The sequence below is a fragment of the Nitrospira sp. genome (assembly GCA_035968315.1).
GTDB lineage: Bacteria > Nitrospirota > Nitrospiria > Nitrospirales > Nitrospiraceae > Nitrospira_D.
Map to the genome: position 1 here is coordinate 66,347 of JAVYIN010000008.1, position 25,867 is coordinate 92,213.

At 58.0% G+C, this 25,867-nt stretch carries 25 protein-coding genes; 15 read left to right on the plus strand and 10 right to left on the minus strand.

Going from position 1 to position 25,867, the window contains the following annotated elements; all coding sequences use genetic code 11:
• Window positions 1-337: 337 nt before the first annotated feature.
• Entirely contained in the window at window positions 338-1,909 is a 1,572-nt protein-coding gene (locus tag RI101_12815; protein MEC4890929.1) for an OmpA family protein, read from the minus strand.
• Window positions 1,910-2,528: 619 nt separating this feature from the next.
• Here RI101_12815 and ndhC point away from each other — a divergent pair.
• The 14 genes from ndhC (at window position 2,529) to RI101_12885 (ending at window position 18,977) form a co-directional block, all read left to right on the plus strand.
• Window positions 2,529-2,912, plus strand: coding sequence for an NADH-quinone oxidoreductase subunit A (ndhC, locus tag RI101_12820; GenBank protein ID MEC4890930.1), 384 nt, complete (start codon window positions 2,529-2,531; stop codon window positions 2,910-2,912).
• Window positions 2,903-3,430: an NADH-quinone oxidoreductase subunit B family protein gene (locus RI101_12825; protein MEC4890931.1), complete on the plus strand. Its 528-nt coding sequence runs from the start codon at window positions 2,903-2,905 to the stop codon at window positions 3,428-3,430. Before ndhC ends, RI101_12825 begins: the two co-directional genes overlap by 10 nt.
• A 9-nt stretch (window positions 3,431-3,439) precedes the next feature.
• Entirely contained in the window at window positions 3,440-3,937 is a 498-nt protein-coding gene (locus RI101_12830) for an NADH-quinone oxidoreductase subunit C (protein MEC4890932.1), read from the plus strand.
• Between the two features lie 14 nt (window positions 3,938-3,951).
• Complete coding sequence (gene nuoD, locus RI101_12835; GenBank protein MEC4890933.1) at window positions 3,952-5,196, plus strand: NADH dehydrogenase (quinone) subunit D; 1,245 nt, start codon at window positions 3,952-3,954, stop codon at window positions 5,194-5,196.
• Window positions 5,197-5,220: 24 nt separating this feature from the next.
• Window positions 5,221-7,911: a molybdopterin-dependent oxidoreductase gene (locus RI101_12840; GenBank protein ID MEC4890934.1), complete on the plus strand. Its 2,691-nt coding sequence runs from the start codon at window positions 5,221-5,223 to the stop codon at window positions 7,909-7,911.
• 36 nt (window positions 7,912-7,947) lie between these two features.
• Entirely contained in the window at window positions 7,948-8,535 is a 588-nt protein-coding gene (gene nuoI / locus RI101_12845) for an NADH-quinone oxidoreductase subunit NuoI (protein MEC4890935.1), read from the plus strand.
• Between the two features lie 9 nt (window positions 8,536-8,544).
• Window positions 8,545-9,066 carry an NADH-quinone oxidoreductase subunit J gene (locus RI101_12850; protein MEC4890936.1) on the plus strand — a complete coding sequence of 174 codons (522 nt, stop codon included), beginning with the start codon at window positions 8,545-8,547 and terminating at the stop codon, window positions 9,064-9,066.
• A gap of 3 nt (window positions 9,067-9,069) precedes the next feature.
• A complete protein-coding gene (gene nuoK / locus RI101_12855; GenBank protein ID MEC4890937.1) occupies window positions 9,070-9,372 on the plus strand; it encodes an NADH-quinone oxidoreductase subunit NuoK in 303 nt (100 codons plus the stop codon).
• A gap of 1 nt (window position 9,373) precedes the next feature.
• Window positions 9,374-11,350 carry an NADH-quinone oxidoreductase subunit L gene (gene nuoL / locus RI101_12860; GenBank protein MEC4890938.1) on the plus strand — a complete coding sequence of 659 codons (1,977 nt, stop codon included), beginning with the start codon at window positions 9,374-9,376 and terminating at the stop codon, window positions 11,348-11,350.
• Between the two features lie 36 nt (window positions 11,351-11,386).
• On the plus strand, window positions 11,387-12,946 hold the full coding sequence (locus RI101_12865) for an NADH-quinone oxidoreductase subunit M (protein ID MEC4890939.1): 1,560 nt from the start codon (window positions 11,387-11,389) through the stop codon (window positions 12,944-12,946).
• A gap of 5 nt (window positions 12,947-12,951) precedes the next feature.
• Window positions 12,952-14,628 (plus strand): NADH-quinone oxidoreductase subunit M, encoded by a 1,677-nt coding sequence (locus tag RI101_12870; GenBank protein MEC4890940.1) that lies wholly within the window; start codon window positions 12,952-12,954, stop codon window positions 14,626-14,628.
• Window positions 14,629-14,658: 30 nt separating this feature from the next.
• Window positions 14,659-16,155, plus strand: a complete 1,497-nt coding sequence (locus tag RI101_12875; protein MEC4890941.1) for an NADH-quinone oxidoreductase subunit N — start codon at window positions 14,659-14,661, stop codon at window positions 16,153-16,155.
• 243 nt (window positions 16,156-16,398) lie between these two features.
• On the plus strand, window positions 16,399-18,006 hold the full coding sequence (locus tag RI101_12880) for a response regulator (protein ID MEC4890942.1): 1,608 nt from the start codon (window positions 16,399-16,401) through the stop codon (window positions 18,004-18,006).
• A 23-nt stretch (window positions 18,007-18,029) separates the two neighbouring features.
• On the plus strand, window positions 18,030-18,977 hold the full coding sequence (locus RI101_12885) for a hypothetical protein (protein ID MEC4890943.1): 948 nt from the start codon (window positions 18,030-18,032) through the stop codon (window positions 18,975-18,977).
• Here RI101_12885 and RI101_12890 read toward each other — a convergent pair.
• Entirely contained in the window at window positions 18,974-19,399 is a 426-nt protein-coding gene (locus RI101_12890; protein MEC4890944.1) for a rhodanese-like domain-containing protein, read from the minus strand. The two genes, RI101_12885 and RI101_12890, sit on opposite strands and share 4 nt — an antisense overlap.
• On the opposite strand from RI101_12890, the gene RI101_12895 reads away from it, so the two are divergent.
• Window positions 19,386-19,778: a hypothetical protein gene (locus tag RI101_12895; GenBank protein MEC4890945.1), complete on the plus strand. Its 393-nt coding sequence runs from the start codon at window positions 19,386-19,388 to the stop codon at window positions 19,776-19,778. The genes RI101_12890 and RI101_12895 overlap by 14 nt on opposite strands.
• 12 nt (window positions 19,779-19,790) lie before the next feature.
• On the opposite strand, the gene pyrE is transcribed toward RI101_12895, so the two are convergent.
• From pyrE to RI101_12935, 8 genes are all read right to left on the minus strand, one after another.
• Entirely contained in the window at window positions 19,791-20,363 is a 573-nt protein-coding gene (gene pyrE / locus RI101_12900; GenBank protein MEC4890946.1) for an orotate phosphoribosyltransferase, read from the minus strand.
• Between the two features lie 112 nt (window positions 20,364-20,475).
• Complete coding sequence (locus RI101_12905; GenBank protein ID MEC4890947.1) at window positions 20,476-20,985, minus strand: CbiX/SirB N-terminal domain-containing protein; 510 nt, start codon at window positions 20,983-20,985, stop codon at window positions 20,476-20,478.
• A 28-nt stretch (window positions 20,986-21,013) separates the two neighbouring features.
• Entirely contained in the window at window positions 21,014-21,967 is a 954-nt protein-coding gene (locus RI101_12910; GenBank protein ID MEC4890948.1) for a DUF523 and DUF1722 domain-containing protein, read from the minus strand.
• Window positions 21,964-23,409: a deoxyribodipyrimidine photo-lyase gene (locus RI101_12915; protein ID MEC4890949.1), complete on the minus strand. Its 1,446-nt coding sequence runs from the start codon at window positions 23,407-23,409 to the stop codon at window positions 21,964-21,966. The genes RI101_12910 and RI101_12915 overlap by 4 nt, the downstream gene beginning before the upstream one ends.
• Window positions 23,409-23,831, minus strand: a complete 423-nt coding sequence (locus tag RI101_12920) for a hypothetical protein (protein ID MEC4890950.1) — start codon at window positions 23,829-23,831, stop codon at window positions 23,409-23,411. Before RI101_12920 ends, RI101_12915 begins: the two co-directional genes overlap by 1 nt.
• A gap of 9 nt (window positions 23,832-23,840) precedes the next feature.
• Entirely contained in the window at window positions 23,841-24,374 is a 534-nt protein-coding gene (locus RI101_12925) for a hypothetical protein (protein ID MEC4890951.1), read from the minus strand.
• An 8-nt stretch (window positions 24,375-24,382) separates the two neighbouring features.
• Entirely contained in the window at window positions 24,383-24,835 is a 453-nt protein-coding gene (locus RI101_12930) for a PDZ domain-containing protein (GenBank protein ID MEC4890952.1), read from the minus strand.
• 61 nt (window positions 24,836-24,896) lie between these two features.
• Window positions 24,897-25,811: a TIGR01777 family oxidoreductase gene (locus RI101_12935; protein MEC4890953.1), complete on the minus strand. Its 915-nt coding sequence runs from the start codon at window positions 25,809-25,811 to the stop codon at window positions 24,897-24,899.
• Window positions 25,812-25,867: the final 56 nt, after the last annotated feature.

The following is a 25,867-nucleotide window of genomic DNA, read 5'->3' on the forward strand; positions in this document are numbered from 1 at the left end:
GCCTTACAACCGCCCCCTGCAGCATTGTCCGGCCGAACGGCACGCTGACGCACTGACCGACCGCGATCCGATTTGCCAGAACGGGAGGAACGAGATAGGTAAAGGCCTTTGCGATATGCCGCGGCACGATTACATCGGCAAAGAGTTGCGGAGCTGCAGACGCGTGGGACGGGGGAGGCATAGGAGGCATATCGGTGTGTTGCATACAGCATTGTAGCAGCGCAGGAAAAGACAGGACAATGAACGAAAGCCGCTTGCGTGAATCCTGAACAGGGAGAGGACAGAGCATCCAGGATGCCATCAGGAGACATCCTGGACGCTCACGGGAAGAGTCTGACTAGAGTGCTGGAGCAGAAGGCTTGGTCGAATCCTGTGCGGGAGGATCCGGCATGGTCTCCCCTGCCGAAGCAGGAAGACTGGGAGTTCCAGGCGCATCGGCCTGAGGAAGCGCTTCTTGCCCCGATGGCACTGAAGTGCCCGGAGTGGCGCGAGGCCCTTCTTGACCAGCGCCCGCATCCACCGAACCGGCTCCACGAGCGTTCAGCTGTGACGAATCAGTTTCCATCTGGCCCGGGACCTCTGCCTGAGAGGTTTTGGGTTCGGCCGATGCCGGCGCATAGAGCACCACCTCAACTCGGCGGTTGCTGGTGCGACCTTCTTCCGTCGCATTGGTCGCAGCCGGCCGGCTATCGCCATAGCCCATGGAAGACAACCGGCTGGAGTCCACCCCGCCTTTTTCCACCAGGTATCGCACGACGCCATTCGCACGAGCCTTTGATAATTCCCAGTTACTCGGGTAGCGGGACTTCAGTGAAGGCCCGATTTCCCTATTGTCGGAATGACCTTCCACGCGAATCATTCGTCCATCGCCGCTGGACTGCAGATACTCGATCAACTGATCAAGGACTTTGTACCCCTCGGGTCGGATCGCAGCCTCGCCCGACTCATACCGCAACAGATTTGCCACGTCTGCAAGGTTCAGGCGGCTCGCGCCCGCGGCATCCTGCACTTTCAAACTCCGTGCAACCGCGTCAGACGGAATGACCGACGCGACACTTTTTTCAGACGTCCCGCGCTTCGGCTGGGGCACAATCGGAGCAGGGGAGAGCTCAGCTGGTTGCGCAACCGGCGCCGAATGTCCCACCAGCTTATATCGATCTCCCACCATGATCCTCGTCGTCGACTTCGTAATCTGGGCCGTCGCCGTCTGGTCTTCCGTTGAGATGATCCTGATCTGCCCAACCTTGCGAGAGGGAATCCCCAATCCCTTGCGATAGATATCCAAGAGATCTCCCTGCCTCAGACCATCCGCTTGCCCCCGATCGAGATACACAACATTCCGCTGAGCCACGAGAGTCACCGGTGGATCCGCTTGCAGACTGACGATCATGCCGCCGATATCTCCTCGATCACCAATGGAACTGGTCCCGCTCGCCGCCACAGGGGGAGCAAACCGGTACACCGGATCGCCAGGAGCAAAGGCTCCGTAACTGCGAACGACCTCCACGGTCGTCAAGGCATCATCCACCTGAGCCACCCGCACCACCGCCAGCCGCAGGGTGATGAATCCAAGGTATTCGCGCGTGACCGGATGAAACACCTTGCGGACCCGTCGATAGACCGTGAATAAGTCGCCTGCCGCAACGTCATGAGGGTTGTCCAACTTGAGATAGACAGAATCTCCCGCACCGATAACGGTCCGAGCTCCTGAAGCTTGATTGTCGCCGGTGATCAGATTCACCAGCCCATCGCGGGGCGTCACTTTCTGAATAGAGCCGGCTGCATAAGCCAGTGCGGCCTCACCGAGCCGAACCGACTCAGTCTCTTGCGTTTGAGCCATCACTCCGTCTGGCAGAAGGCTGCCCCACGACAAGAGCACAGCTAGAACGATTCGTATCATGTTTTTCATGGGTTTAGTCCTTCTGTTGAGACAAGTAGCTCTTCGCAAACCATAGCAAAGGGTCGTGTATTGTCAAGAATAATGGCAGAACCCCACCGTGCATTTGACGGCGGATTTCTCGGGGTGGTACCGTGTCACGAAATATTACAATATCCTGCTCGCGAATCATGGTTGGTTCACATGACAACACCACGACCAGCCGACTCTCCCCGCTCTTCCCCGCAACCGAGGATTGAAACCCAAATTCATCGGCGGCGAAAAGCAAAAGCCTTGTCGCCGTTAGAATCAGAATGGGACGACTCCCAGCAGAATCCACCAGCCCATCTCCGCATACCACGCTCCCAAAAACTCCCCCAAGATCCTCAAACCTGACGAAACACACCACCCTGGATGCCGCAATACGGATTTCATTCGGTCATACGGCAATTTAACGACCGTGAAACGGTCAGTGCTAACAGTCTGTAAAATAAATACAATTCATCATTTTTCTCTCCAGTCCCTGTAGGCACGGAAACCTAGGGCTTTCGGGTCGGTATTTGTAGGTCCTTTGTCCGCTTGCTATCCCAAAGACCACGGCACTAAGATCTCCCCTCTTCTTTCTAGGTCAACAGCTTGTGAGACGAGAACGATGACCGGTTTTGACCTGCTCCTCGAGTATTTAACTCGATATTTCCCGATTCTGCTCTTCGTCTTTATCGCGCTCGCGTTCGGGGTAGTGACACTGGTGATCAGCTATTTTGTCCAACCTAAATATCCAGAACCGGAGAAACTGTCGACCTATGAATGCGGATCCGAACCATTCTCGGATGCTCGGATGCCGTTTCCCGTTCGGTACTATATCTTTGCGATGTTGTTCGTTATTTTCGATATTGAAGTCATTTTTCTCTATCCCTGGGCTGTCGTGTTCGAAAAGCTCGGGATTATCGGGCTTGTTGAGATGCTGATTTTTATCGCTTTATTTCTCGTGGCTTATGTCTATGCGTGGAGGAAGGGGGCGCTTGAATGGGACTGATCCAGCTAGGACGACCGGACAAGGACGGCTCCCCCGACGTCATCACGACCACCGTGGAAAAGGCGGTGAACTGGGCGCGCAAAGGGTCGCTCTGGCCCATGACCTTCGGCTTGGCCTGCTGCGCGATTGAAATGATTGCCGCCGTGTCGTCGCGCTACGACATGGACCGATACGGGGCCGGTGTGTTTCGTGCCTCCCCCCGGCAGTCCGATCTCATGATTGTCGCCGGGACCGTCTGCCGCCGAATGGCGCCCGTGATCCGTAAGATCTACGACCAGATGCCCGAGCCTAAATATGTCATCGCCATGGGATCTTGTGCGACATCAGGGAACATTTACGACAGTTATAGCGTAGTGCAGGGAGTCGACCGGTTCATCCCTGTCGATATTTATGTGCCAGGATGCCCTCCCACACCTGAAGCGCTGTTCGACGGCATCTTGAAACTGCAAGAGCGGATTATGCAAAAGCGAGTGTTTGTAAAGCAGCCGGACCAGGTCAAAGAAAGCCTGAAGGTATAGTTCGTCACCATGCATCTCTTGGCTCAGCGAGTACAGGATACGTTTCCCGCTGGATTTGTCTCCGCCAATGAATGGCGCGGGGATGTGTCTGTAACCGTGACCCGAGCCACCGCACATGAGGTGGCCCGCTTCCTTCACGACGATCCGGGAATGGACTTCGACTACATTGTGCACGTAAGTTCTGTCGATTGGCCGGACGATGAAGAACGCTTTGAAGTCGTATGGGAGTTCTATTCCATTCGCAAACGGCAACGAATCCGGCTCAAAGTGCGCGTGCCGGAATCGGATTGCATCGTGGACTCCTTGACCGATCTCTGGAAAGGCGCCGACTTCATGGAGCGCGAGGTCTACGACATGATGGGCATCCGCTTCCGCAATCATCCCGATTTGCGGCGGATCCTCATGCCGGACGATTACACCGAAGGCTACCCCCTTCGGAAAGACTTCCCGCTGCGCGGCAAGGGCTGGCGGGACACGTTCGATTTTCTTGACGAAATTCCGCGGTAGGAATCACGCAAGCGATGGCATTCGAAGACCAGAGAACGACCGTTTATAAAGTCGATCCGGAGCATCCGGAGAGCGAAACGCTCCCGACGCTGCGAACGGAAGAGCTGCTGCTCAACATGGGGCCGCAGCATCCCAGCACCCACGGCGTGCTCAAAGTCATCTTGGAGCTCGAAGGTGAGCGCCTCGTCAAATCGACCCCGGTGATGGGCTATCTCCATCGCGGCGTCGAGAAGCTGGCCGAGGAAGGCACCTACCATCAATTTATTCCGCATACAGACCGGCTCGACTACGTCTGCGCGATGTACAACAACTTCGCCTATTGCCGCGCCGTGGAAAAGCTGATGAATCTGCAAGTTCCGGAACGGGCGGAATACCTCCGCACGATCGTGGCAGAAATCCAGCGCATCATCGGCCATCAATTCTGGCTCGGCACCCAGGCACTCGACATCGGCGCCATGACCGTCTTTTTCTATTGTTTCCGGGACCGTGAAATTTTGCTCGACTGGTTCGACGAACTCTGCGGCGCGCGGTTGACCACCAGCTGGTACCGGATCGGCGGAGTCGAGCGGGACTTCACCCCCTCGTTGCTTGGCAAGTTGAAGCAGTTCCTCGATTATTTCCCACCCAAGATCGACGAATACATCGTCTTCCTGGAAAAGAATCGCATCTGGGTCGCGCGCACCAAAGGTGTCGGAGTCATTTCCGCAGAGGACGCCGTCAGCTTCGGCTTGAGCGGTCCGACCCTGCGCGGCTCGGGTGTGGATTACGACCTGCGCAAATACGAACCCTATTCCGCCTATCCGAAATGCGAGTTCAGTGTTCCCGTCGGCAAGAACGGCGACACCTACGATCGCTATTGGATCCGGGTCATGGAAATGTACGAGAGCGTGAAGATCATTCGCCAGTGCCTTGAGCAGATGCAGGAAGGCCCGATCATGGCGGATGTGCCCAGCGTGACCCTGCCTCCAAAGGAACGGGTCTTCACGAATCTCGAGGCCATGATTCAGCAGTTCAAACTGTTCTCCCAGGGGTTTAACGCCCCTCCGGGGGAAATCTACTGCGGAACCGAGGCGCATAAAGGCGAGCTGGGGTTCCATATTGTCAGCACGGGCGGGGGGAAACCCTATCGCCTGAAAATCCGCGCCCCGTCGTTCATTCACATGGGCGCATTTGATTATATGTCGCGCGGCTACATGATCGCCGACGCCATCACGCTGTTCGGCACCTACGATATCGTGATGGGCGAGTGCGATCGGTAGGATAGGGATATAAGGATCGGGACCATGGGCTTGAAGCCAGCTACAAATCCGGATGTCGAAGCGGCGTCCATTGAGTTGACCATCGACGGCAAGACGGTCTCCGCGAAAGACGGCGTCTCGCTCTATGACGTCATTTCCAGCACGGGCAAGATCATCCCGGCCATGTGCTACCACTATACCTTCGACCCCTTCGGCTCCTGCGGCATGTGCCTCGTCATGCAGGAAGGCAAGAAGGCCCCGGTCCGCTCCTGCACCGCGAAAGCCACCGCCGGCATGATCATCAGGACGGAAGGCGAAGACCTCTTCCTGGCCCGCAAGAAGGCGGTCGAGAAACATCTGTCCGTCCATCCGCTGGACTGCCCGGTCTGCGATGCCGACGGCCACTGCGAACTGCAGGATATGGCCTTCCAGCATGGCGTCACAAATTTGGCCAATGCCAAACAGAAGTTCATTCCGGAAGACACCCGCAGTATCGTCCTCGACTTCAATATGAACCGCTGCATCGCCTGCGCCGAGTGCATCAACGTCTGCAAGGACGTGCTCATGATCGATGCGTTGCAGTTCATGAAAAAGGGCGGGTTCAACCAAGTCGTCGCCAAAGGCGATCTCCCCCTGTCCTGCGAATTTTGCGGCGATTGTTTGGCTGTCTGCCCAGTGGGCGCCATTACGAACAAGTATTCCAAGTATCTCTACAAGCCCTGGCAGATGAAGAAGACGACGAGCACCTGCAATTACTGCGGTGACGGCTGCCAGCTCTACCTGGAGACCAAAGACTCCGAGGTCATTCGTGTGACGTCGCCCTTGTCCTGGAAAAACAAATGGGGCGATCGATCGGAAACAGCGAAGGGGCACGGCGGGCTCTGCGTGCGCGGCCGCTTCGGCTTCGAATACCTCGACGGAAAGAGCCGCCTTACCCAGCCGCTCGTGCGTGAGAACAACCAACTCGTGCCGAAGCCCTGGCTCGAGACCATGCACCAGGTCGTGGATCGGTTCGCCGCGATCAAGGAACAGCACGGCAGCGACGCCATTGCCGGACTGATCACGGCCCGCTGCACGAACGAAGAACTCTATTTGTTCCAAAAACTCATGCGCTCCGTCATCGGGACCAATCAACTGGACAGCAGCGCGCGCTATGGGCACATAAATTTTGTCCATGCGTCACGGCATGCCCTGGGCTTCGGGCGGACCCCGAACGATTGGGAAGATCTCACGAAGGCCAAGGCCATTTTGCTGATCGGCTCGAACCTCACGGAGACAAACCCGCTGACCGCCGTCCGAGTGAAAGAGGCCGTCCGGGTGTATAACGCCCAAGTGGTGGTGCTCGACTCAGCCGTCACGAACATCGCCAAGCTGGCGTCACATCCCTTCCTGATTAAGCCAGGGACAGAAAGCCTGGTAATCGACGGATTGGTGAAGGCCACGATCGAGCAGGATCTGGTTGACGAAGCCGCGGTCGGTAAGCACCCCCAATCGTTTGAGGCCTTGAAGGCCGCCGTCGCGGGCTTGTCGCTCGATCAACTGGCTGCCCAAACCGGTATTTCCGCAGAAGCCTATCGGGAAATCGCCGCCATCATAGCGGAAGCGCCCCGCTCGATCATGCTCTGCGCCGAAGGTATCGTGCGCCGCCCGGATGGCTACCAGAATGTGCTGAAATTGATCGATCTGGCCTGGATTACCGGCAAGCTCGGCAAGGCCGGTTGTGGCGTGAATACGGTCACCGAAGAGCCGAACGAGCAAGGCGCTGTCGATATGGGGGTCGCGCCTGAATTCCTTCCAGGGCAGGCCCGCTATGACGATGCGGCCGCACGTGAGCGATTCGGCAAAACCTGGGATGCGCCCCTCCCCGCCAAAGGCGGCGCCAACCTCATTGAAATCCTAAAGCGCTGCAAGAGCGGGCAGATCAAGGCCTTATATGTGCTTGGTGAAAACCCCTTGGCCACACTGCCGGCCTCGATGGAGATCAGGCAGGCGCTTGAAAAACTCGACCTGCTCGTGGTGCAAGATCCTTTCTTGACCGATACCGGACGCCTCGCGCACTTTGTCCTCCCGGCCTGCACCTATGCCGAAAAGGACGGGACGTTTACCAATCTCGAAGGCCGTGTTCTCCGCGTCCGCCAAGCGATGGACCCGATCGGCGAAAGTCTTCCTGACTGGCACATCATGACGGCTCTGGCCAATGCCTTGGGCGCGCAATGGCCCTATGAATCGGCCAACGACATTCAATCCGAAATCATGAAGCTGCTCCCGGGATACTACAATCTCGGCCAGCCGCGCAAAGTGACGCCGGAACCGGATGCGTATCTCGCCAACGGCTACGCGGCCGAGGTCACGGCCCGCTACCGAGCCGTGCAAGCCGTTAGCGATTCGAAGCGGTCCTTCGCCTTGGTGATGGGGCAGCAACTCACGCATTCCGGCAAGATGTCCACTGAGGCGCCCGGTCTGATCAAGATCGCGCCGAACACGGGCAAGCTGCGGATGAATCTGCAAGATATGGAACTGCTGGGGCTTCAGGACGGTTCAAAAGTGCGCGTGACATCGGAACGGGGATCGCTCCAACTGGGTGTGCAAGCGGACGCCTCGCTCGCGCCGAATACCTGTTTCTTCCCGGAGCATTTCAACGAGCCGCCGGTCAAGGATTTGATGGCGGTGCACGTGGACGCGACGACCGGCGTCCCGTCATTCAAGCATGCATGGGTCAGTATCGAACGAGCCTAGGGATCGCCGGATGATTCCGAAAGGCAGGAGCCTACGATGAGCGTCGCCGCACTGACAAAGAAGATTCTGCATGCCGCCTTGTTCTATGAGATTTGGGACGCCATGAAGGTGACGTTTCGCCATATGTTCCATAAACCGATCACGTTTCAGTATCCTCGGGAGCAGCGCACGCTGCCGGATACGCACCGCGGGGCGCTGAGCCTGCTCCGGTACGACGATAAACGGGAACGCTGTGTCGGCTGCGACCTCTGCGAAGCCGCCTGTCCCTCGCATTGCATCAAAGTGGTGAGCGCCGAGGACAAGGAGCGCCCCCTTCAGCGCTACGCCAGTGAATTCTATATCGACATCACCAAGTGTGTATTTTGCGGCTATTGCGTGGAGGCCTGCCCCGTCAACGCGCTGGCTATGACCAAGATGTACGAGTTTTCCACGCATGACAAACGCACACTGCTCTTCGACAAAAAGCGTCTATACGAAATTGGGGAGCGTCATTTGGAAGACGCGAAAAAATATCTCTATGCCCATAACCAGGAGAAGAATGCGGAAGAGAGTCGCGAGTACCGCTACTACTTTCCGCAATCGGTCCTCAAACCGACGCAATCAACTCCCAAGCATTTGAGCTGAGCACGGACAATGATCGCTGTCTTTTTTTCGTATTTTGCCTTGGTCAGTATCGCCGCCGCCGTCCTGACCGTCGCCCTCAAGAATCCCGTCCATTGCGGATTGGCCTTGCTTGCCGTCCTCCTGCATGTATCAGGCTTGTTCGTCTTGCTGAACGCGGAATTCCTCTGGGCCGTCCAAGTGGTGGTCTATGCCGGCGCCATCCTGGTGCTGTATCTCTTCGTGCTCATGCTGCTAAATCTGAAAACGGACGAGCGCTATTTCCACTCGACCTATCTGTACTTTCTGGGGCCTGCGGCCCTGGGTTCGCTCTATGTTTTGTATTTGCTCGTGAAGTCCCCCTATGCCGGGGCGAAAGGCACGGCTCCCACGGTCGCTATTTTACAGGATGGGGATACGGCGGCCGTCGGCATCAAGATGTTCAGCGACTATCTGCTGCAATTTGAAATTGTCGGTGTCTTCCTGCTCGGCGCCATTATCGGCGCCATCGTGCTGGCCAAGACGCCTAAACCGATCGATGCCGGAAAAGACTGACGCATGATACCTTTAGCCGCCTATGTCGCCGTCAGCGCGATCCTCTTCCTCACCGGACTCCTCGGAGTGCTGATCCGGCGGAACTTTATCATCGTGCTGATGTCCGTCGAGATCATGCTGAACGCGGCGAATATCAACCTGGTGGCCTTTTCACATTACCTGGAGTCCATGGCCGGCCAATTGGTGGCCCTGTTCATCATCGCCATTGCCGCCGGAGAAGCGGCTGTCGGATTGGCCATCATCATCGTGGTGTTCCGTGGCAAGCTCTCAACCAACGTCGACGAAATGAACCTATTGAAGTGGTAACGTGTCTGATTTAACCGATCTGCTCATCAAGCTCATTCCGGTATTTCCGTTGCTGGCCGTGATTGCAAACGGCCTCTTCGGCAGCCGGTATTCCCACGAGATTGCACACCGGCTGGCCTGGGGCTCCGTGGCGCTGTCCTTTCTCTGTGTGATCGGCGTATTCGCCGACGTCCTCCGCACAGGAGTCTCGCACGAAGTCGTGGCCTACCAATGGATCTTCGGCGGGGATCTCACGATCAACCTGGCCTATCTGGTCGATCCCTTGACCTGCGTGTGGCTTCTCGTGGTGACCGGCGTCGGCTTCCTGATCCACGTCTATTCCGTCGGGTACATGCATGGCGAAGAGGGGTTCACCCGCTTCTTCACCTATATGAACCTCTTCATGGTCTCGATGTTGCTGCTCGTCATGGGCAACAACTACGTGGTGCTCTTCATCGGATGGGAAGGCGTCGGTCTTTGCTCCTATCTCTTGATCGGCTACTATTACGACAAGGTTTCCGCCGCGAAAGCCGCCTCAAAAGCCTTCGTCGTGAACCGGATCGGCGACGCCGGATTTCTCCTGGCCATTTTCCTGGTCTTTATCAACTTTAAGACCCTCGACTATACGAAGGTCATGGCACAGGTCAGCCAGCTCTCGCCTGAGATGGCCACCGCCATCGCCCTCTGTCTGTTGATCGGCGCCGTCGGGAAATCAGCCCAATTGCCGCTCTATACCTGGCTGCCGGATGCCATGGAAGGTCCGACTCCGGTGAGCGCCCTTATTCATGCCGCCACCATGGTGACGGCGGGCGTCTACATGATCGTACGCAATCACGCCATCTTCGATATGTCGCCGATCGCCATGGAAATCGTCGCGGTGGTCGGGGGATGCACCGCCCTCTTCGCCGCCACCATCGGCCTGGTACAGACTGACATCAAACGCGTGCTGGCCTACTCGACCGTCAGTCAGCTCGGATACATGTTCCTCGGCTGCGGCATCGGTGCCTATACCGCCGCGGTCTTCCACGTCATGACACATGCCTTCTTTAAGGCCCTCTTGTTCCTGTCGGCCGGCTCGGTCATCCATGCCTTATCGGGCGAGCAGGACATCCGCAAGATGGGGGGACTCAGCAAGAAGATTCCCTGGACTTATCGTCTCTTTCTCATCGGCACCATTGCCATTGCCGGCCTTCCGCCCCTGGCCGGCTTCTGGAGCAAAGATGAGATCATGGGACATGCCTTCGTCAACCATCACTATCTGTACTACGGCATGGCCGCAATCGGCGCGTTCCTCACCTCGTTTTATATGTTCCGCCTGACCTATCTGACCTTCTACGGCCCCTCACGGATGGATCATCACACGGAAGAACATGTGCATGAATCGCCGATGGTGATGGTCGGCCCGTTAATGGCCTTGGGTGTGCTCTCAGTCCTGGGAGGACTGATCCTGGGCTTCCCGCCGGAACATGGCTGGCTGCACGGGTTCCTGGCGCCGGTCGCCGCGGTGGCAGGGGAACATGAAGCGAGCGCCGCACTCGTGCTGCTCCTCATGGGCGCCGCCACCGGGATCGCCCTGCTCGGATGGGGCCTCGCGCATTTTCTCTATAGCGCCAGCCCCGCGACAGCCGAATCCTGGAGCACCAAGTTTTCCGGAGCCTATACGACCTTGCTCAATAAATATTACGTCGATGAACTCTACGACTATCTGTTTGTCGAACCCACCAAACGGATCGGGGAATGGCTTGACTGGTTCGACCGCACCGTCATCGATGGCCTTGTCCGCGGCGTGGCGCAACTGGCCGATTGGGGCTCCGCCGGATCGACGTGGATCGAAAAATATGTGGTCTACGCCGGCCTCAATGTCATTGGGCTCGGGAACCACATGGCGGCGCGCCAGGGCCGCAAACTCCAGAGCGGGATGGTGCATCACTATGCCGCGCTCATCATTGCCGGACTGTTTCTGTTGGCGCTGGTCGTACAGCTCATTATTCAACTGTAAAGAAGATCCTATGATCGCCGAGGCATCACAGCACCCATGTTAGAAGAACTCGCAGCCGGTTTCCCGATCTTGTCCTGCCTGCTCTTTCTCCCACTCGTCGGAGCAGCCGTCCTCTGGCTCTTTGAGGACGAGGATATGGTGCGAACCTCGGCCCTGACAATTACCCTTGTCGAATTGGCCCTCGCGATTTTTGTGTTGATTCGCTTTATTCCCGAATCCGCGGCCATGCAGTTTTCAGAGCATGTCCCATGGATCCCCGGGCTCGGCATCAGCTATCACCTGGCCGTTGACGGCATCAGTGTCCTCTTTGTCGGCTTGACCGCCTTCCTGACTGTCCTGGTGGTCATCTACTCCTGGGACACCATTCGTCAACAGGTCAAACTCTACATGATGTGTGTCCTGGCCCTTGAAACGACAACCATGGGCGTCTTCGTCTCGCTGGACCTGATTCTCTTCTTTGTCTTCTGGGAATTGATGCTCATCCCCAGTTATTTCCTCATCAAACTCTGGGGTGGGGGAGCCGAGCGGCATTATGCGGCCCTGAAGTATGTGCTCTATACGCTCCTCGGCAGTGTCTTTATGTTGGTCGGGATCGCCCTGCTCAATTTGAACTTCCATCAGTGGGCGGTCCTTCGTCATACCGACCAGGTCTATTCCTTCGACTTGCTCGATCTATTGACCGTTCCCATCCCCCTCAGCCAGCAGATCCTGATTTTCTGGCTGATGTTTATGGGCTTTGCCTTCAAAGCTCCCGTATTTCCGTTCCATACCTGGCTCCCGGATGCCTTGCTGGAAGGCCCGATCGGCATGGCGGTGGTTCTGGCCGGACTCAAGTTGGGAACCTTCGGCTTCATGCGATTCAGCATCCCGCTCCTGCCGGACGCATCCAAGAGCCAGACCGTGGTGGCAATCCTCATGTGTCTGGGCATTGCAGCCATCCTGTATGGGGCCATCATGGCGCTCATTCAGCCAGACTTCCGCCGCCTCCTGGCCTTCAGCAGCATCAGCCACCTTGGCTTCATCGTGATCGGCCTCTTTGCGCTCAATTACCAGGGGCTTCAAGGCAGCCTTTTGACCATGATCAATCTTGGATTCAGCACTGCCGGCCTCTTCTTCATTGCCGGCTTTCTCTATTCCCGGCAACAGACAACCCATCTCTCTGCCTTTGGTGGGATGGCCAAACAGGTTCCGCTGCTCGCCAGTTACTTTTTGTTAATCGGCCTGGCCTCTATTGGCTTGCCGGGAACGAACGGATTCGTCGGAGAATTTCTCATCCTCCTGGGGACGTTCAAAGCGAATTGGATCTATGGCGCCTTTGCCGTCACCGGCGTGGTCTTCGGAGCAGCCTATTTTCTCTGGTACTACGAACGGGCCATTCTCGGCCCCCTGGGCAAAGCCGTGAAAAGCACCATGGTGGACCTGCAACTTCGTGAAATGATTATCGCCGTGTCACTGTCCGTGATGATTCTCTGGATCGGGCTCTATCCATCCCCCTTCCTGCGCATCATGAACGGCTCCATCCAAGCCTTAGTCGATCGGCTGGACCATGGCACGGTGGCATCGCTTACTGACTCCGTTCAACGACAGGATCACTAGAACCCATGGGTGACTACGCACTGCTCTACATTCTGTTCGCGCCGTTCGTCGGCGCCTTGGCGCTCATTTTTGTCTCCAACCGCCAGGCAATGCTCGTCCGTGGCATCGCAGCCGGATCGGCCTTCGTTTCCCTGATCGCGTCCATCTACTTGTTCTATGCCTATGACCCGGCCAAAGGCGGGTTTCAGTTCATCCAGAAATTCGAATGGTCGCGCCAGCTCGGGATCTCGCTGTATCTGGGCGTGGATGGGATCGGCACTCCGCTTGTGCTGGCCTCTTCGATTCTCTTGTTCGCCGGAATCTTCGTCTCCTGGCACGTCAAAGACCGGATGAAAGAGTTCTATATCTGGATCTTGATTCTGGCCGCCGCGACCATCGGCGTCTTCATGTCACTGGACCTCTTCTTCCTGTACTTCTTCTACGAGATGTCCGTCATCCCCATGTACCTTTTGCTCGGGATGTGGGGCAGCCACACCAAGAAGTATCTCGAAATGACCGACGCCGAAGGCCTCAAGCAGCGCGATTCCGTGGGGTTCATCTTCAATTTCGGCTCGAACAGCAAAGAATACGCCGCGATGAAACTCGTGCTGTTTCTCTCGGCCTTTGCCGTCGCGGCCCTCATGGGAATTTTATTGATCTACAAATATTCCGGCCTGAATACCTTCGATATTCTGGTGCTCCGTGAGCAGGCCCATCTGATGAATATTCCTGTCCTAGGCACCACGCTCGACAAGATTATCTGGGTCCTGATTTTCTTCGGATTCGCGTCGATTGCGCCGCTCTGGCCCCTCCATTCCTGGTCGCCGGTCGGACATGCGGCAGCTCCGGCCGCCACGAGCATGCTCCACGCCGGCGTGCTGATGAAGCTCGGCCATTTTTCGATTATTCGGGTCGCCTTTGAAATTCTTCCGGAAACCACGCGCGAGATGATGCCGATGGCGGCGGTCCTCTGCATGTTCAGCATTATTTACGGCGGATTCGTGGCCTTTTACGCCAAAGACACGAAATACGTGATCGGCTATTCCAGCTCCAGCCACATGGGCTACGTCTTCCTCGGCATGGCCGCGCTGGACTATATCAGTTTGAGCGGAGCCGTCATCTATATGTTCGCCCATGCCATGGCCACCGGCATGCTCTTCGCCATGGCCGGCTGGGTCTACGACCAGACCCATACGCGCGATATCCCGTCGCTCGGCGGCCTGTCGAACAAGATGCCCTTTATCTCGGGCTGTTTTGTCGTAGGCTGCATGGCCTCCATCGGCATGCCCGGCACGGTCAATTTTATCGCCGAGGTCATGATTATCGTGGGGAGCTGGAACAAGTATCCGTTCCAGGTCGTGGTCGCCGTCCTCGGCATCGTGCTGACCCTCGCCTATCTCTTCAAAATGATGCGCGGGTTGTTCTATGGCCCCATGGATCAGAAATACAGCCACTCCCACGATGCCGTCTCCATCGTAGACCGGCTTCCGCTGCTCATCATGATTTCCGTGAGTATCGGCTTTGGCCTCTTTCCCATGCATTTATACAATGTCGTCCGCTCAGGGGTGGATCCGCTCATTGCCAGGATCACACACGTCGTGCCGGTAGCCTCCGCTCCGGCCCTCGATTCCCCGAGTCCAACAGTACAGGAACAATTGGCTGCACGCGGAGTACAGCTTCAACCGGAACGGATGACAGAATAGGGTACGCCTGACGATGTACGGATCGACGCTATGAATTTTGAATTGAACATGTCGCTGTCGGATCTCCTGCTCCTTCTGCCGGAGATTGTGCTGACCATTTGGCTCTGCCTTGTCTTGATTGCCGATTTCGCATTCCCGCGCATGCCCAAGGAGCAGCTGGCCTATTTCAGCATCGCCGGCCTCGTGGCGACCCTCGCCTGTCTCGCCTGGCTTGATATCAGCCATACCACCGGGGCCCTCTTCGGCAACATGTATGTCCTCGACCGGATGGCCCTGTTCTTCAAGATGTTTATCGTTGGGGCGAGCATCCTCGTCATACTCGCGTCCATCGAATACGTCCAGAAATTCGCCTTCTTCCGCGGTGAGTATTACTTCCTGGTGGTCATGTCCGCCCTCGGCATGATGTTCATGGCCTCCGCCAACGATCTGCTGTCGCTCTTTGTCACGCTGGAATTCTCCACCTTCGGATTCTATGTCCTCGTGGCCTACCTTCGCGACGATGTGGCCTCCAACGAAGCCGGGCTTAAATTCTTCATCCTCGGAGTATTTGCCGCGGGATTGCTGGCCTATGGCATCAGCCTGGTGTACGGAGAAACGGGCAAACTCGTATTTTCCGATATGACCTCTGCCCAGGCTACCCCGGGCCTGATCATCGGCTTCCTGCTGATCTTTGCCGCGCTTGGATTTAAGATCGGCGCGGTGCCCTTTCACTCCTGGATTCCCGACACCTATCACGGATCGCCCACGCCCGTGACCGCGTTCCTCTCCATCGCTCCCAAAGGCGCGGCCTTTGCCATTCTCCTGCGCATGTTCTTTGTCGCGCTGGCGTCATTTAAGCCCATGTGGGTCCTGTTGCTCGCGGCCACCTCGATCCTCTCGATGACCTATGCCAATATCGTGGCCATCGCGCAAAAGAACATCAAACGCCTCCTGGCCTACTCCGGCATCGCGCAAATCGGGAATGTGCTCATCGGACTGGCTGCCGGAACCAAGATGAGCAACGACGCGATTCTGTTTTACCTGCTGACCTATCTCTTCGCGAATATCGGCGCATTCGCTGTCATCATTGCGGTCAGCCATGCTATCGGCAGCGAAGAAATCGACGATTACAGTGGCCTGAATCGCCGGTCGCCGTTTCTGGCGTTTTCCATGCTGCTGTTTCTCCTGTCCTTGGCCGGAGTCCCTCCGCTGGCGGGCTTCATCGGCAAACTCTATATCTTTGTCGCGGCCATTAAGGAAGGTCTCTATACCCTCATCACCGTCGGTCTGATCAACATTGTCATCTCGATGTACTATTACCTCATCGTGGTCAAGAAAATGTACATCGCCGAACCGACCAATCCGGCTCCAATCGCGATTTCCACGCCCCTCAAGGTGGTGGTCTATATCAGTCTCGCCGGTACGCTGCTCATCGGGATCTACCCCCAGCCGTTCATTGACTGGGTCGTGGCCGCCACGATGATGTTTTCCCATTTTGGCGCCCCAGCCTCTACCATGATCCCCCCGGTCTCCCCATTTGGAGGCTAACTCGCCTCTGCTCAGATATTAGAAACTCAACCCCCTTGCGGCCCCTCCACAACAGGAGTAGAGTGCGCCTCATTGGTCTCCATAGACATCGACAGGGCGGTTTGTCCCTTCTATGGACATAGCAACATACGATTATCCGCAGACTTCTACTCGTCCACGAGACGCAGCCTACTTTTTCCATTTCTCTCTCGCTCCAGACACAGCCACCGGTCATCCCCCCTGGAACTATAGGATTGAAGCACTGTGACCACCCCGCTTCGACTCCTCCAGCTAGAGGCGAATCAAGACGATGCGGACCGTATCGTCGCGGCCTTAACCGATGGAGACATTGCCTGCCAGACGGTGCGTGTTGACCAGGCCGACGCCTTTATCAAAGCCTTAAAACGAAAGAAATTCGACATCATCCTCGCCGACTATTCCCTTCCCGGTTTTGACGGCTTCACAGCCCTCAGCCTGGCACGGCAAATCTGCCCTGACATTCCGTTCATTTTCGTGTCCACCACGCTCGGGAAAGACCTCGCACTCGACGCGGTTCGTCGTGGGGCCACCGACTACATTCTCAAACAGCGCCTCGGCCGCCTGGTTCCCTCCATCCATCGGGCGCTGAGGGAATTGGAAGACCGCCTCGAACGCAAACGCGTGGAACAGGCCTTGCGCCAGAGCGAAAAGCAATTGCGGCAAGCGCAGAAATTGGAAGCCGTCGGCCGATTGGCGGGAGGGCTCGCCCACGACTTCAACAACCTCCTCACCGTCATCATGGGACATGGCCAGGGACTCCTGGCCGAGATTCCGCCAGACGATCCATTGCGCAGCAGGATTGAGGAAATGCAGCAGGCGGGAGATCGGGCTGCGACCCTGATCCGTCAACTCCTGACCTTCAGCCGACAGCAGCCATCGAAGCCGAAGGTGCTCGCCCTGAATCCCCTCATCACCAATTTTGAAACCATGATGCGCCGCTTGATCGGGGAAGATCTCGAGCTCACTATCGCATTGAGCCCGCAGGATCTGCAGATCAAAGCGGACCCGGCTCAGATCGAACAGGTCCTCATGAACCTGGTCGTGAACGCGCGCGAGGCCATGCCCAAAGGGGGACAGCTGGTCATTCATACCTCGCTGGTCGAACTGACACACACGCCCATGTATTATGCGCGCCCCTTCGCCTTAGGGGCCTTTGTGAAACTCAGTGTGGCCGACACGGGGCGGGGAATGGCCCCCGACGTGCTCTCGCATATGTTTGAGCCGTTCTATACCAGCCGGCGAGACGGCAAAGGCACCGGGCTGGGGCTATCGACCGTGTATGGAATTGTCACGCAGAATGGAGGAGGGATTGACGTCACCAGTCAGGTGGGGAAAGGCACCACCTTCGATGTGTATTTCCCCAGCATGCCATCGCGCATTGTGCACCCGCAGCCGAATGAGCCGTTCAGTTGCTCATTGCGGGGTCATGAAACCATTCTCCTGGTGGAAGACGACCAATCGGTCCGCGAGATGGTTCGTGATGGACTGAGAACCCTGGGCTATCGTGTGATTGAATCCCGGAACGGCCTGGAAGCCTGTCTCATCGCATCTCAACAAATCGGAAACATTCACTTGGTCATCACTGACGTGGTGATGCCGGGCATGAGCGGCACCGAGCTCGCCCAACACCTTCGGATCTTAAAGCCGGACCTCAAACTGCTCTTCATGTCAGGCTATGCGGACGACATCGGCATCGGATCCAGCGACCCCTCCAGCGACTACCTCCAAAAACCCTTTACGCCGGAACTCCTCGGGCAGCGCATCCGGCGACTGGTTGAGCACACCGCGAACAGCCAGACACAGCCACCAGCCCACGAACTGGCTCCGCAATAATCGGTCACGATCGGCATATCGGCATGAGCATCCATCGCCCGTTTTCATTCTCCTCAACCATCCTTCGCAGACCCGTCCGGCGCCGCGCGAGCGGAAACAGAGGCCAGCTCGCCATCCGTCTGATCCTGGCCAGCGCTCTTGGATTGCTAGGCGCCCCTGAGGCCTTTGCACAAGACCTCCAGTGGGAATCCTTCGGCGACGGATTGGCCGTATCCGTCTGGCAACCGAGAGAACGCTGTCCCGACATCGACTCCCTGCTCGTCGTGGACGCCGATCCGGAGCGCTACCGGTTTTCCGTTCACTACTATGCCCAGGAGGGTTTGGCCCATCCGCCCACCATTGAAGAGTGGCAGAAACGGACACAGGCCACGGTGCTCTTCAACGCCGGCCTCTTTCGCGAGAACTTCGCGTATCTGGGTCTCTTGTTCAAGGAGGGCCACTCACTGGGAAGCCGCCGCCATACGACCTGGCAAGGACTCTTTGTCGCAGAACCGGCACAGCCCACGACAGAACCCAACGCCCGCGTCCTCGATCTGGCACGCGATCCCTTTCAGGAAAGCGCGCCGCCCTATCGCGAAGCGGCCCAATCCCTCATGCTCCTCGATCGGACCGGAACGATTCGGGTCCGGCAGACGGGCAAGCTGGCCTATCAAACATTGGTTGCCGAAACCCGCAATGGCCACATACTGGTCTTCAAGAGTGTGGGGTTAGTCAGCCTGCACGGAGTCGGCCAATGTCTTCGTGACGCGTTTCCGTCCATCCGCACTGCCATGGCCATGGATGGAGGATCGTCTTCCGATCTCCTCGTATCCGATTCCCTCTGGACACAGGGAACGCCTCACCCGCAGCGAGCCTCCTGGAAGGAATGGTTTGCAGGAACTTCCACCCCGCATATCCCTCTGCCGGCGGTGATCGGCATCAGCCCGAGAAAACCACCGGCCTCGTCAACCGGGCAGGCGGGGAAACGCTAGCGGTTTGGTTGAGCGACGGGAAATCCTGCCTCTGTCCAGGCATTCATACTGCCGTCGACGTTATACACATGCCGATACCCCAAATCCGCCAAGGTCTCGGCGGCAATGTTGCTGCGATGTCCGGACTGGCAATACACCACGATATGATCGTCCAGCTGAACACCCAACTCGCGATGACGGCTCTTGATTTCAGGAAAATCGATATTGAAATCCGTCCCGGGAATCATGCCCGCCCGATGCTCGTCTGGAGTCCGAACATCCACGAGAACAAATCCTTTCTTCTGCGGTGACGGCGCCTTGGCAAGACCCGCCTGCAGCTGCTGGACGGAGAGCAGATAAGAATGATAAGACCACCCCGTTCCAGCCAGCACCAGGCTGGCCATAAGCGTGATTCCCATGAGCGCCCCTATGAAACGCGTCATTGTCACCTCCTTGTCTCATGACGACTGCAGAGCTTCGTCTACTGCCTCGAAACATCCTAAAAAGAGATTGAGCGGCTGGTCAAGAGCAGCAGGGCTCATCGGAGGGCTCCTCCTCGCCGGATGCGCGGATGGGGCCAAGCTCCTGCAAGAATCCGAGAACGGCGGCGTGATCGTCTACCCATTCAAAGGCGAACAGGGAGCCCTGCTGTCCGCTTCCAGAACAGAAGCCTTCGCGCTGATGAAAGAGAAATGCCACGGACCCTACACCATCATCCGCGAAGGAGAAACCAAAGGACGCACACGCATTGCCGGTGCAGTGGAAGGGGCGCAGGAAGCCGTTCGTGAGCGCCGGTGGGGGATTCAATTCCAATGCCGGTAGACGGCACAGGCCTTATGTCCTGCCTGGTTGATGCCGCATGAGATCGTCGATGGTCAGGAGGCTCACGACGGTCAATCCTTCCGCCTCCACTTTCTTGCGTCCCTCCTGTTCGTGGCGGTCGACAATCACCAGCGCGTGCGTGACATGCAGCCCAGCCCCCCTCGCAGTCGTCACCGCTTTCAACAGAGACCCACCGCTGGTCAGCACGTCATCGACAATCAACGCACGATCGCCCGGCTTGTACGCCCCCTCGATCAACTTGCCTAACCCGTGATCTTTGGGCTGTTTCCGCACCACAAATGTCCGCCAATCCCGTGACGGCTGGGCCGCATAGGCATAGTCGGAAATCGTCGTCGCAATGGAAATCGCCCCGATCTCCAACCCTCCCAGACAATCCAGATCAACGCCCTTGAGCGCATCATACGCTAGCTGCGCCACCAAACGCCTCGCCCGAGGATGAGCCATCAAGGCGCGACAGTCCACATAGAACGGGCTCGTGAGTCCGGACGCCAGCTTGAACCCACCTTGGGGATCCCACTTGAATGACTGCGTGTCATGAAATGCTTTCGCCAGTTGGTCCCGCACGGAATCCTCCCTCTCTGTCTACGAAAATGACGGGGCGTATTGTACACGGCCCAGGCCACAGATAGCATCACTCTCGTGAGCGGGCGGTCTTCAGGAGCCGCGGCAAGGCCACCTAAGAAAAGCGCCGCACCTGTTCCGCCAATGTGCTGGCCACGAGACCGAGATCAAAAGGCCAGGCATACCGCAGTTCAACCCCCGGATACTGCGGCCGCAAATGGTCGAGGATTTCTGGGATCTCCACCTCCGAGTGCGACCCGCCCGGCGTGAACATCGTCGTCGTCACAGTAATGTGCGTCGCCCCTTTCTTGACCAGGGCCTCGACCGACTCTTCCAGCGTCGGGGCACAAAACTCGTTGTACGCGACGGCAAAGAGCACATCTCCCAGGCTGGCTCGCAACTGAGCCGCCACCGCTTCCAGTCCCGATTGATACGGATCCGTCTCCGGTGTCCTCGGCCACTGGCGGATTTTGGCATCAAGCTCCAGCTCTTCAGCCGAAGGCGGTTGCTTGGCCGCGCGCCGCTGAGCTTCCAGCCGTTTCAGCTTTGTGACCAATTCCTGCGGACACCCCTTGGGAATCCCGCCGTGCCCGACCAGAATCACTCCCTTGATTGCCGTTCCCATCTTGTCTCTCCCTTTCCCCTATCTTCAGTTACACATGATTGCGCAACATGAGTTCTTTCGGATGCGGATTCAGATACACCTGGTCGCGAATGTAGTGCACCTCGAAGAGGTGGACGTAATGCTTGATCAGCGTGAGGGGCACAATGAGCGGCGTCAACCCTTGATGGTAGTCTCCGATCACACCCAGCAGTTCCGCCTTGTCCCGCGCGGCAAGGTGGTCTTTGAAATATCCGAGGATGTGCTGTAACACATTCACATGTTTCCGCACCGTCGCCCTCATGGCCAACGCTTTCATGAAGAGGTCGCCATACCGGTGGGCAAGCTCTTTGGGCCGGTGCCGTTCCGCCTGGCCGACCAGCCGCCCGAGGGCCTGGTAATGCTGCGGACTATGGGCCATGAGCAGATACTTATGAATCGTGTGGAACCGGACCACCGCCTGCCTCGTCACACCGTTCTGAAGCAGATCCTGGTACCGGCGGTAACAAAATACGCGCTCGATAAAATTCTCCCTGAGCGGCGCATCACAGAGCCGCCCTTCCTCCTCGACAGGAATCAGCGGGAACTGTTCGACAAAGGCCCGCGCGAAGATGCCGGATCCGTTTCGGCTCGGCATCCCCTGTTCGGTATAGACGCGAACCCGCTCGACGCCGCAGCTTGGCGACCCCCTCTTAAACACATACCCAGAGAGGTCCAGATCCCCAAGCGCCTCAAGGCGCTTCGCGGTCATCCTCTCCAACACCCGAGTATGATCCTTCCCGCTGGTGATGGTCAGGAGCCGGGGATGAGCAGGATCGCCGACCAGCCGCATCGCTTCCCGCGGAGTGCCCAGTCCGGCCTCGACTTCCGGACAGACCGGAACCCACTCCACATAGGGGCCCAAGACATCGGTCAGAAAGTTGTCGCGCTTGTGGCCCCCGTCAAACCGGACTTCGTCTCCGAGAAGACAGCGGCTGATCCCGAGACGGAGCGGTGCGGTTGTCATGATCCTACCCGTTGTGTGCCCATCTTCAAATATTCCTCGCGTGCCCGGCGATGATCCACGATGGGTGCAGGATACTCGCCCCCGATCCGACAACCGACACGTCCCTGCTCGCTCGCTGGCATCAGATGCGGCTCATGAATCCACTTATTCGACAGCAAAGCCAACTCCGGCACATAGAGACGAATATACTGTCCTTCTGCATCGAATTTCTTGCTTTGGAGCACCGGGTTGAAAATGCGGTACCCGCGCATCGCATCCGTGCCGGTCGAGGCGCACCATTGCCAATTGCCGTTATTCGCAGCGACATCCGCGTCCAGCAAATGCTGCATGAAATACCGCTCGCCACTCTGCCAGTCGATCCGCAGATCCTTGATCAGAAACGAGGCTGTAATCATCCGTACACGGTTGTGCATCCATCCCGTCTGATTCAGCTGCCGCATGCCGGCATCCACAATCGGATACCCGGTCTTCCCTTCGCACCAGGCCTGAAACAGGCGGTCCCGTTCCGGACCCGGTTCCCGCGACAGGGGGACTGCCACGGGACGGAACGGACCCTCAACGACACGGGGAAAGGCCGAGAGCACCTGCTGAAAAAACTCTCGCCACACCAGTTCATCGATCCAGATCAGGACATCCGCCCTCGATACCCGGCTTCCCTGTGTGAGACCGCCCAAGGCCGTATGGATAGCCGTGCGGGCCGACAGAGTTCCAAAACGAAAATGAGGGGAAAGTTGTGAGCTCCCGTCGATGCCCGGCAGATTCCTGCCCTGACCATACGTGTGACCCGGGCCACGGAGAAACCGTTGCAACCGCTTCCGGGCCTGCCCCTCTCCCGGCTCAATCCAGGGCACCACGTGGTCGTACCCTAATTCACCCGCCGATGGAAGGGGAGAAGAGGCAGGGAGCTCTGGATTCTTTGAAGCCGTGATGGCCCTGGGAATCGGGAGGGGCGAGGGTTTCGCCGCCTGCCACTTGGCCCACCAGCGGGTGCGATAGGCGCTGTATCGTTGCATCGGTTCGCCGGTCACGCCTCGGACTTCTTCCGCCTCAAACACAACATGGTCTTTGAATGTGCGGACGACCACGCCGATCTGTGCCAATCGGTGCTGAAGGGCCCGGTCCCGCGCAATCGCCCCCGGTTCATAGTCACGGTTCCAATAGACGACATCGGCCTTCCATTCGCGGGCCGCTTGAACGACTTCTTCCACCGGATCGCCCCGACGCCATCGCAGCGTGAGGCCCAGACCGGCCAACGATGCCGACAGGTCCCGGAGACATCCCAGCATGAAATTCACGCAGGCGGCCCCGAAGACAAGCGGCTGCAAGAGAAGTTCATCAAAGACAAAGAGCGGAATAACTTCTCCACAGGCCTCGCAGGCGGCCGTCAAAGCCGGCTGATCGTGCACTCGAAGATCGCGTCTGAACCAAACAAGGCCGCGCATCAGAACAGCTCCTGCGATGCCGGGTTCGGCTTGTGAACGGACCGGGGCGCATCGGCAAACAGGGATCGCCGCCAGATGAGGTACAGGGCAAACAGGAGAGTCGTGGCCATGAATCCTGACCGGACCATATGAAATCCAAATGCCACCTGATTCATCGCCTCGCTCACGATTCCGAACCCGGCATAGGCCAGACTCAACCCCCATGCCCAGGGCCGCAACCAAAGAAACCCGTAGCCGATCAACAGATGCACGGCGGGAGAGTGAAGTTTGACCAGGAACGAGACGGACCCTGCCACTGTCGTCCCGAACAGCTTGAGCGCATAGGCGGGAAACAGCACGATGACGATCAGATCCACGGTGCCGACGAACAGGAACAATCCGCCAAGCAGTTGGATATCCACGCCCGCCAGTCTTGCTCGCATCTTCGCCTCCTATCGTACCCAGGCTGTGGGAAAGCGCTGCCACCAGCTCTTCGGATTCGCCGCCCGCCATTGCGTCTGTTCCACCCAGAGGCGATCGGACTCGGCCTTGTTCAAACGATTGGCCATCGCCGCGCTGACATCGGACTGTTGCCGCACACCGGCCTGGATCATCTCCTTGGCCATGCGGGCCAGTCCCCCCGGAGGGTCAACCAGGTCTTCCGTGTCGCGGTACGCCAGGTTGAGATACAACTGCTCAACCGCTATCCACTGCTCTTCGCGGGACAGATGTTCCAAATAGGCATCGATCGCCTGATAGACATACGTGAGGTGGATATAGCTGGCAGCCGATGGCGTCTCGTCGATGGCCCGCTGACAGGCTTCAAGCGCACGACGATAATCGCCGGCCGCTAAAAAGAGATTCGTGCGTGCCAGATTGGAATGCGCCTGTGAGGGAGCCGCACTGCCTGGCTCACCGAATGCCGCCCCTCCCCACAAACCAATCAGCAGCCCGAACAGCGCCATGCATGCCAGACGATGGACCATGAGACCTCCTATCTGCCGGACCCGCCATGCGAACTCATCGGGCCCTTCGGCAGCTTGTCGCTGGCGACACGCGTGATGGACAGCTCACGAGTGCCTCCTTCACCCTTCACCCCCAACTTCACGACGGTTCCCGCTTGACCCCGGATCATCTTGACCACCTGTTCATATGTCTTTCCCGTCACGGGAGTCCCATCCACCGTCATGACTTCATCCCCGTGACGGAGCCCTGCCTGTTGAGCCGGTCCTTCCGGATGGACCATCCCGACGTAGAGCACCGCCGGATCACCGATCCGCTCAGCCCCGACCTGGAGTGACACGCCGATCACGCCGTTGGGCAAAGACGAGTCATCCCCATGCGCATAGGGCGCCGAACTCACGGGCTGGTCGGCCGCCCCGGCGGCCCCCGCGAAGAAAAGCCCTATCATTAATACCGTCACAATATGAGTACTTGTGATCTTCATCGGTCTCCCTCCTTGTGAATAACCATCGACGATCGCTGCTTCCGTGCGCAGCTTCTGCACACTAGCCTGCAAGGATCGCCCGTAAGGCCGTCTCCAGCGTCGGATATTGAAAGACGTACCCACCGGAAAGCGCCTTCGCCGGACTCACTCGTTGACCTGTCGTCATCAGCGTTCCCAGCTCACCAAGCGCCACGTTCAACGCCAGGCCCGGCACCGGAAACCAGGATGGCCTGTGCAACACCTTACCAAGAGTCATACTGAATTCGCTCATCGTCACCGGCGTCGGTGCCACAGCATTAACGGGACCAGACACCGTGGGGGTCCTGAGGACCCACTGAATCAAGCCGATGTGGTCGCGCCGGTGAATCCAGGAGACCCACTGGGTTCCCGGCATGATCGGACCTCCCGCGAACAACCGGAAGGGCAGCAGCATCTTCGGCAACGCGCCGCCGGCCTGTTCCAGGACCATGCCCGTCCGCAAAAGAACCACCCTCGTGCCATACGATGCAGCGGCAAGAGCCGCGGCTTCCCACTCCAGACAGAGATCGGCCAGAAAGCCTTGGCCGCGCACCGCGCCTTCATCCAGCACACGATCGTCGCTGGCCCCGTAGTAGCCGATACCGGACGCGTTGATGAGCGTGCGTGGTCTTGAAGACCGGCGCAATAGGGCCTCGACCAATAGGCGGGTAGTCCGCACACGGCTGTCGGTGAGGAGGCGCTTCCGCGCAGGGGTCCAGCGGGCTTCGGCGATTGGAGCCCCGGCGAGATTGATGATCGCATCGGCTCCTTCGAGCGCCTGCTCCCACAACCCGGCCTCTCGCCCACTCCACTCAACGGCAGTCACAGCGGGGCCGAACAACCGTTGGGCTTCTACCGGCCTTCTCGTCAGGAGTGTGACCGTATGGCCTTCCGCACAGAGCAACAGGCACAGGGGCCGGCCGATGAATCCCGTTCCGCCAGTCATCACAATGCGCATCGTCGTTTCTCCTGCATCAACCAGACCGCATCGAAAACCATTCCGCGTCCATTCAT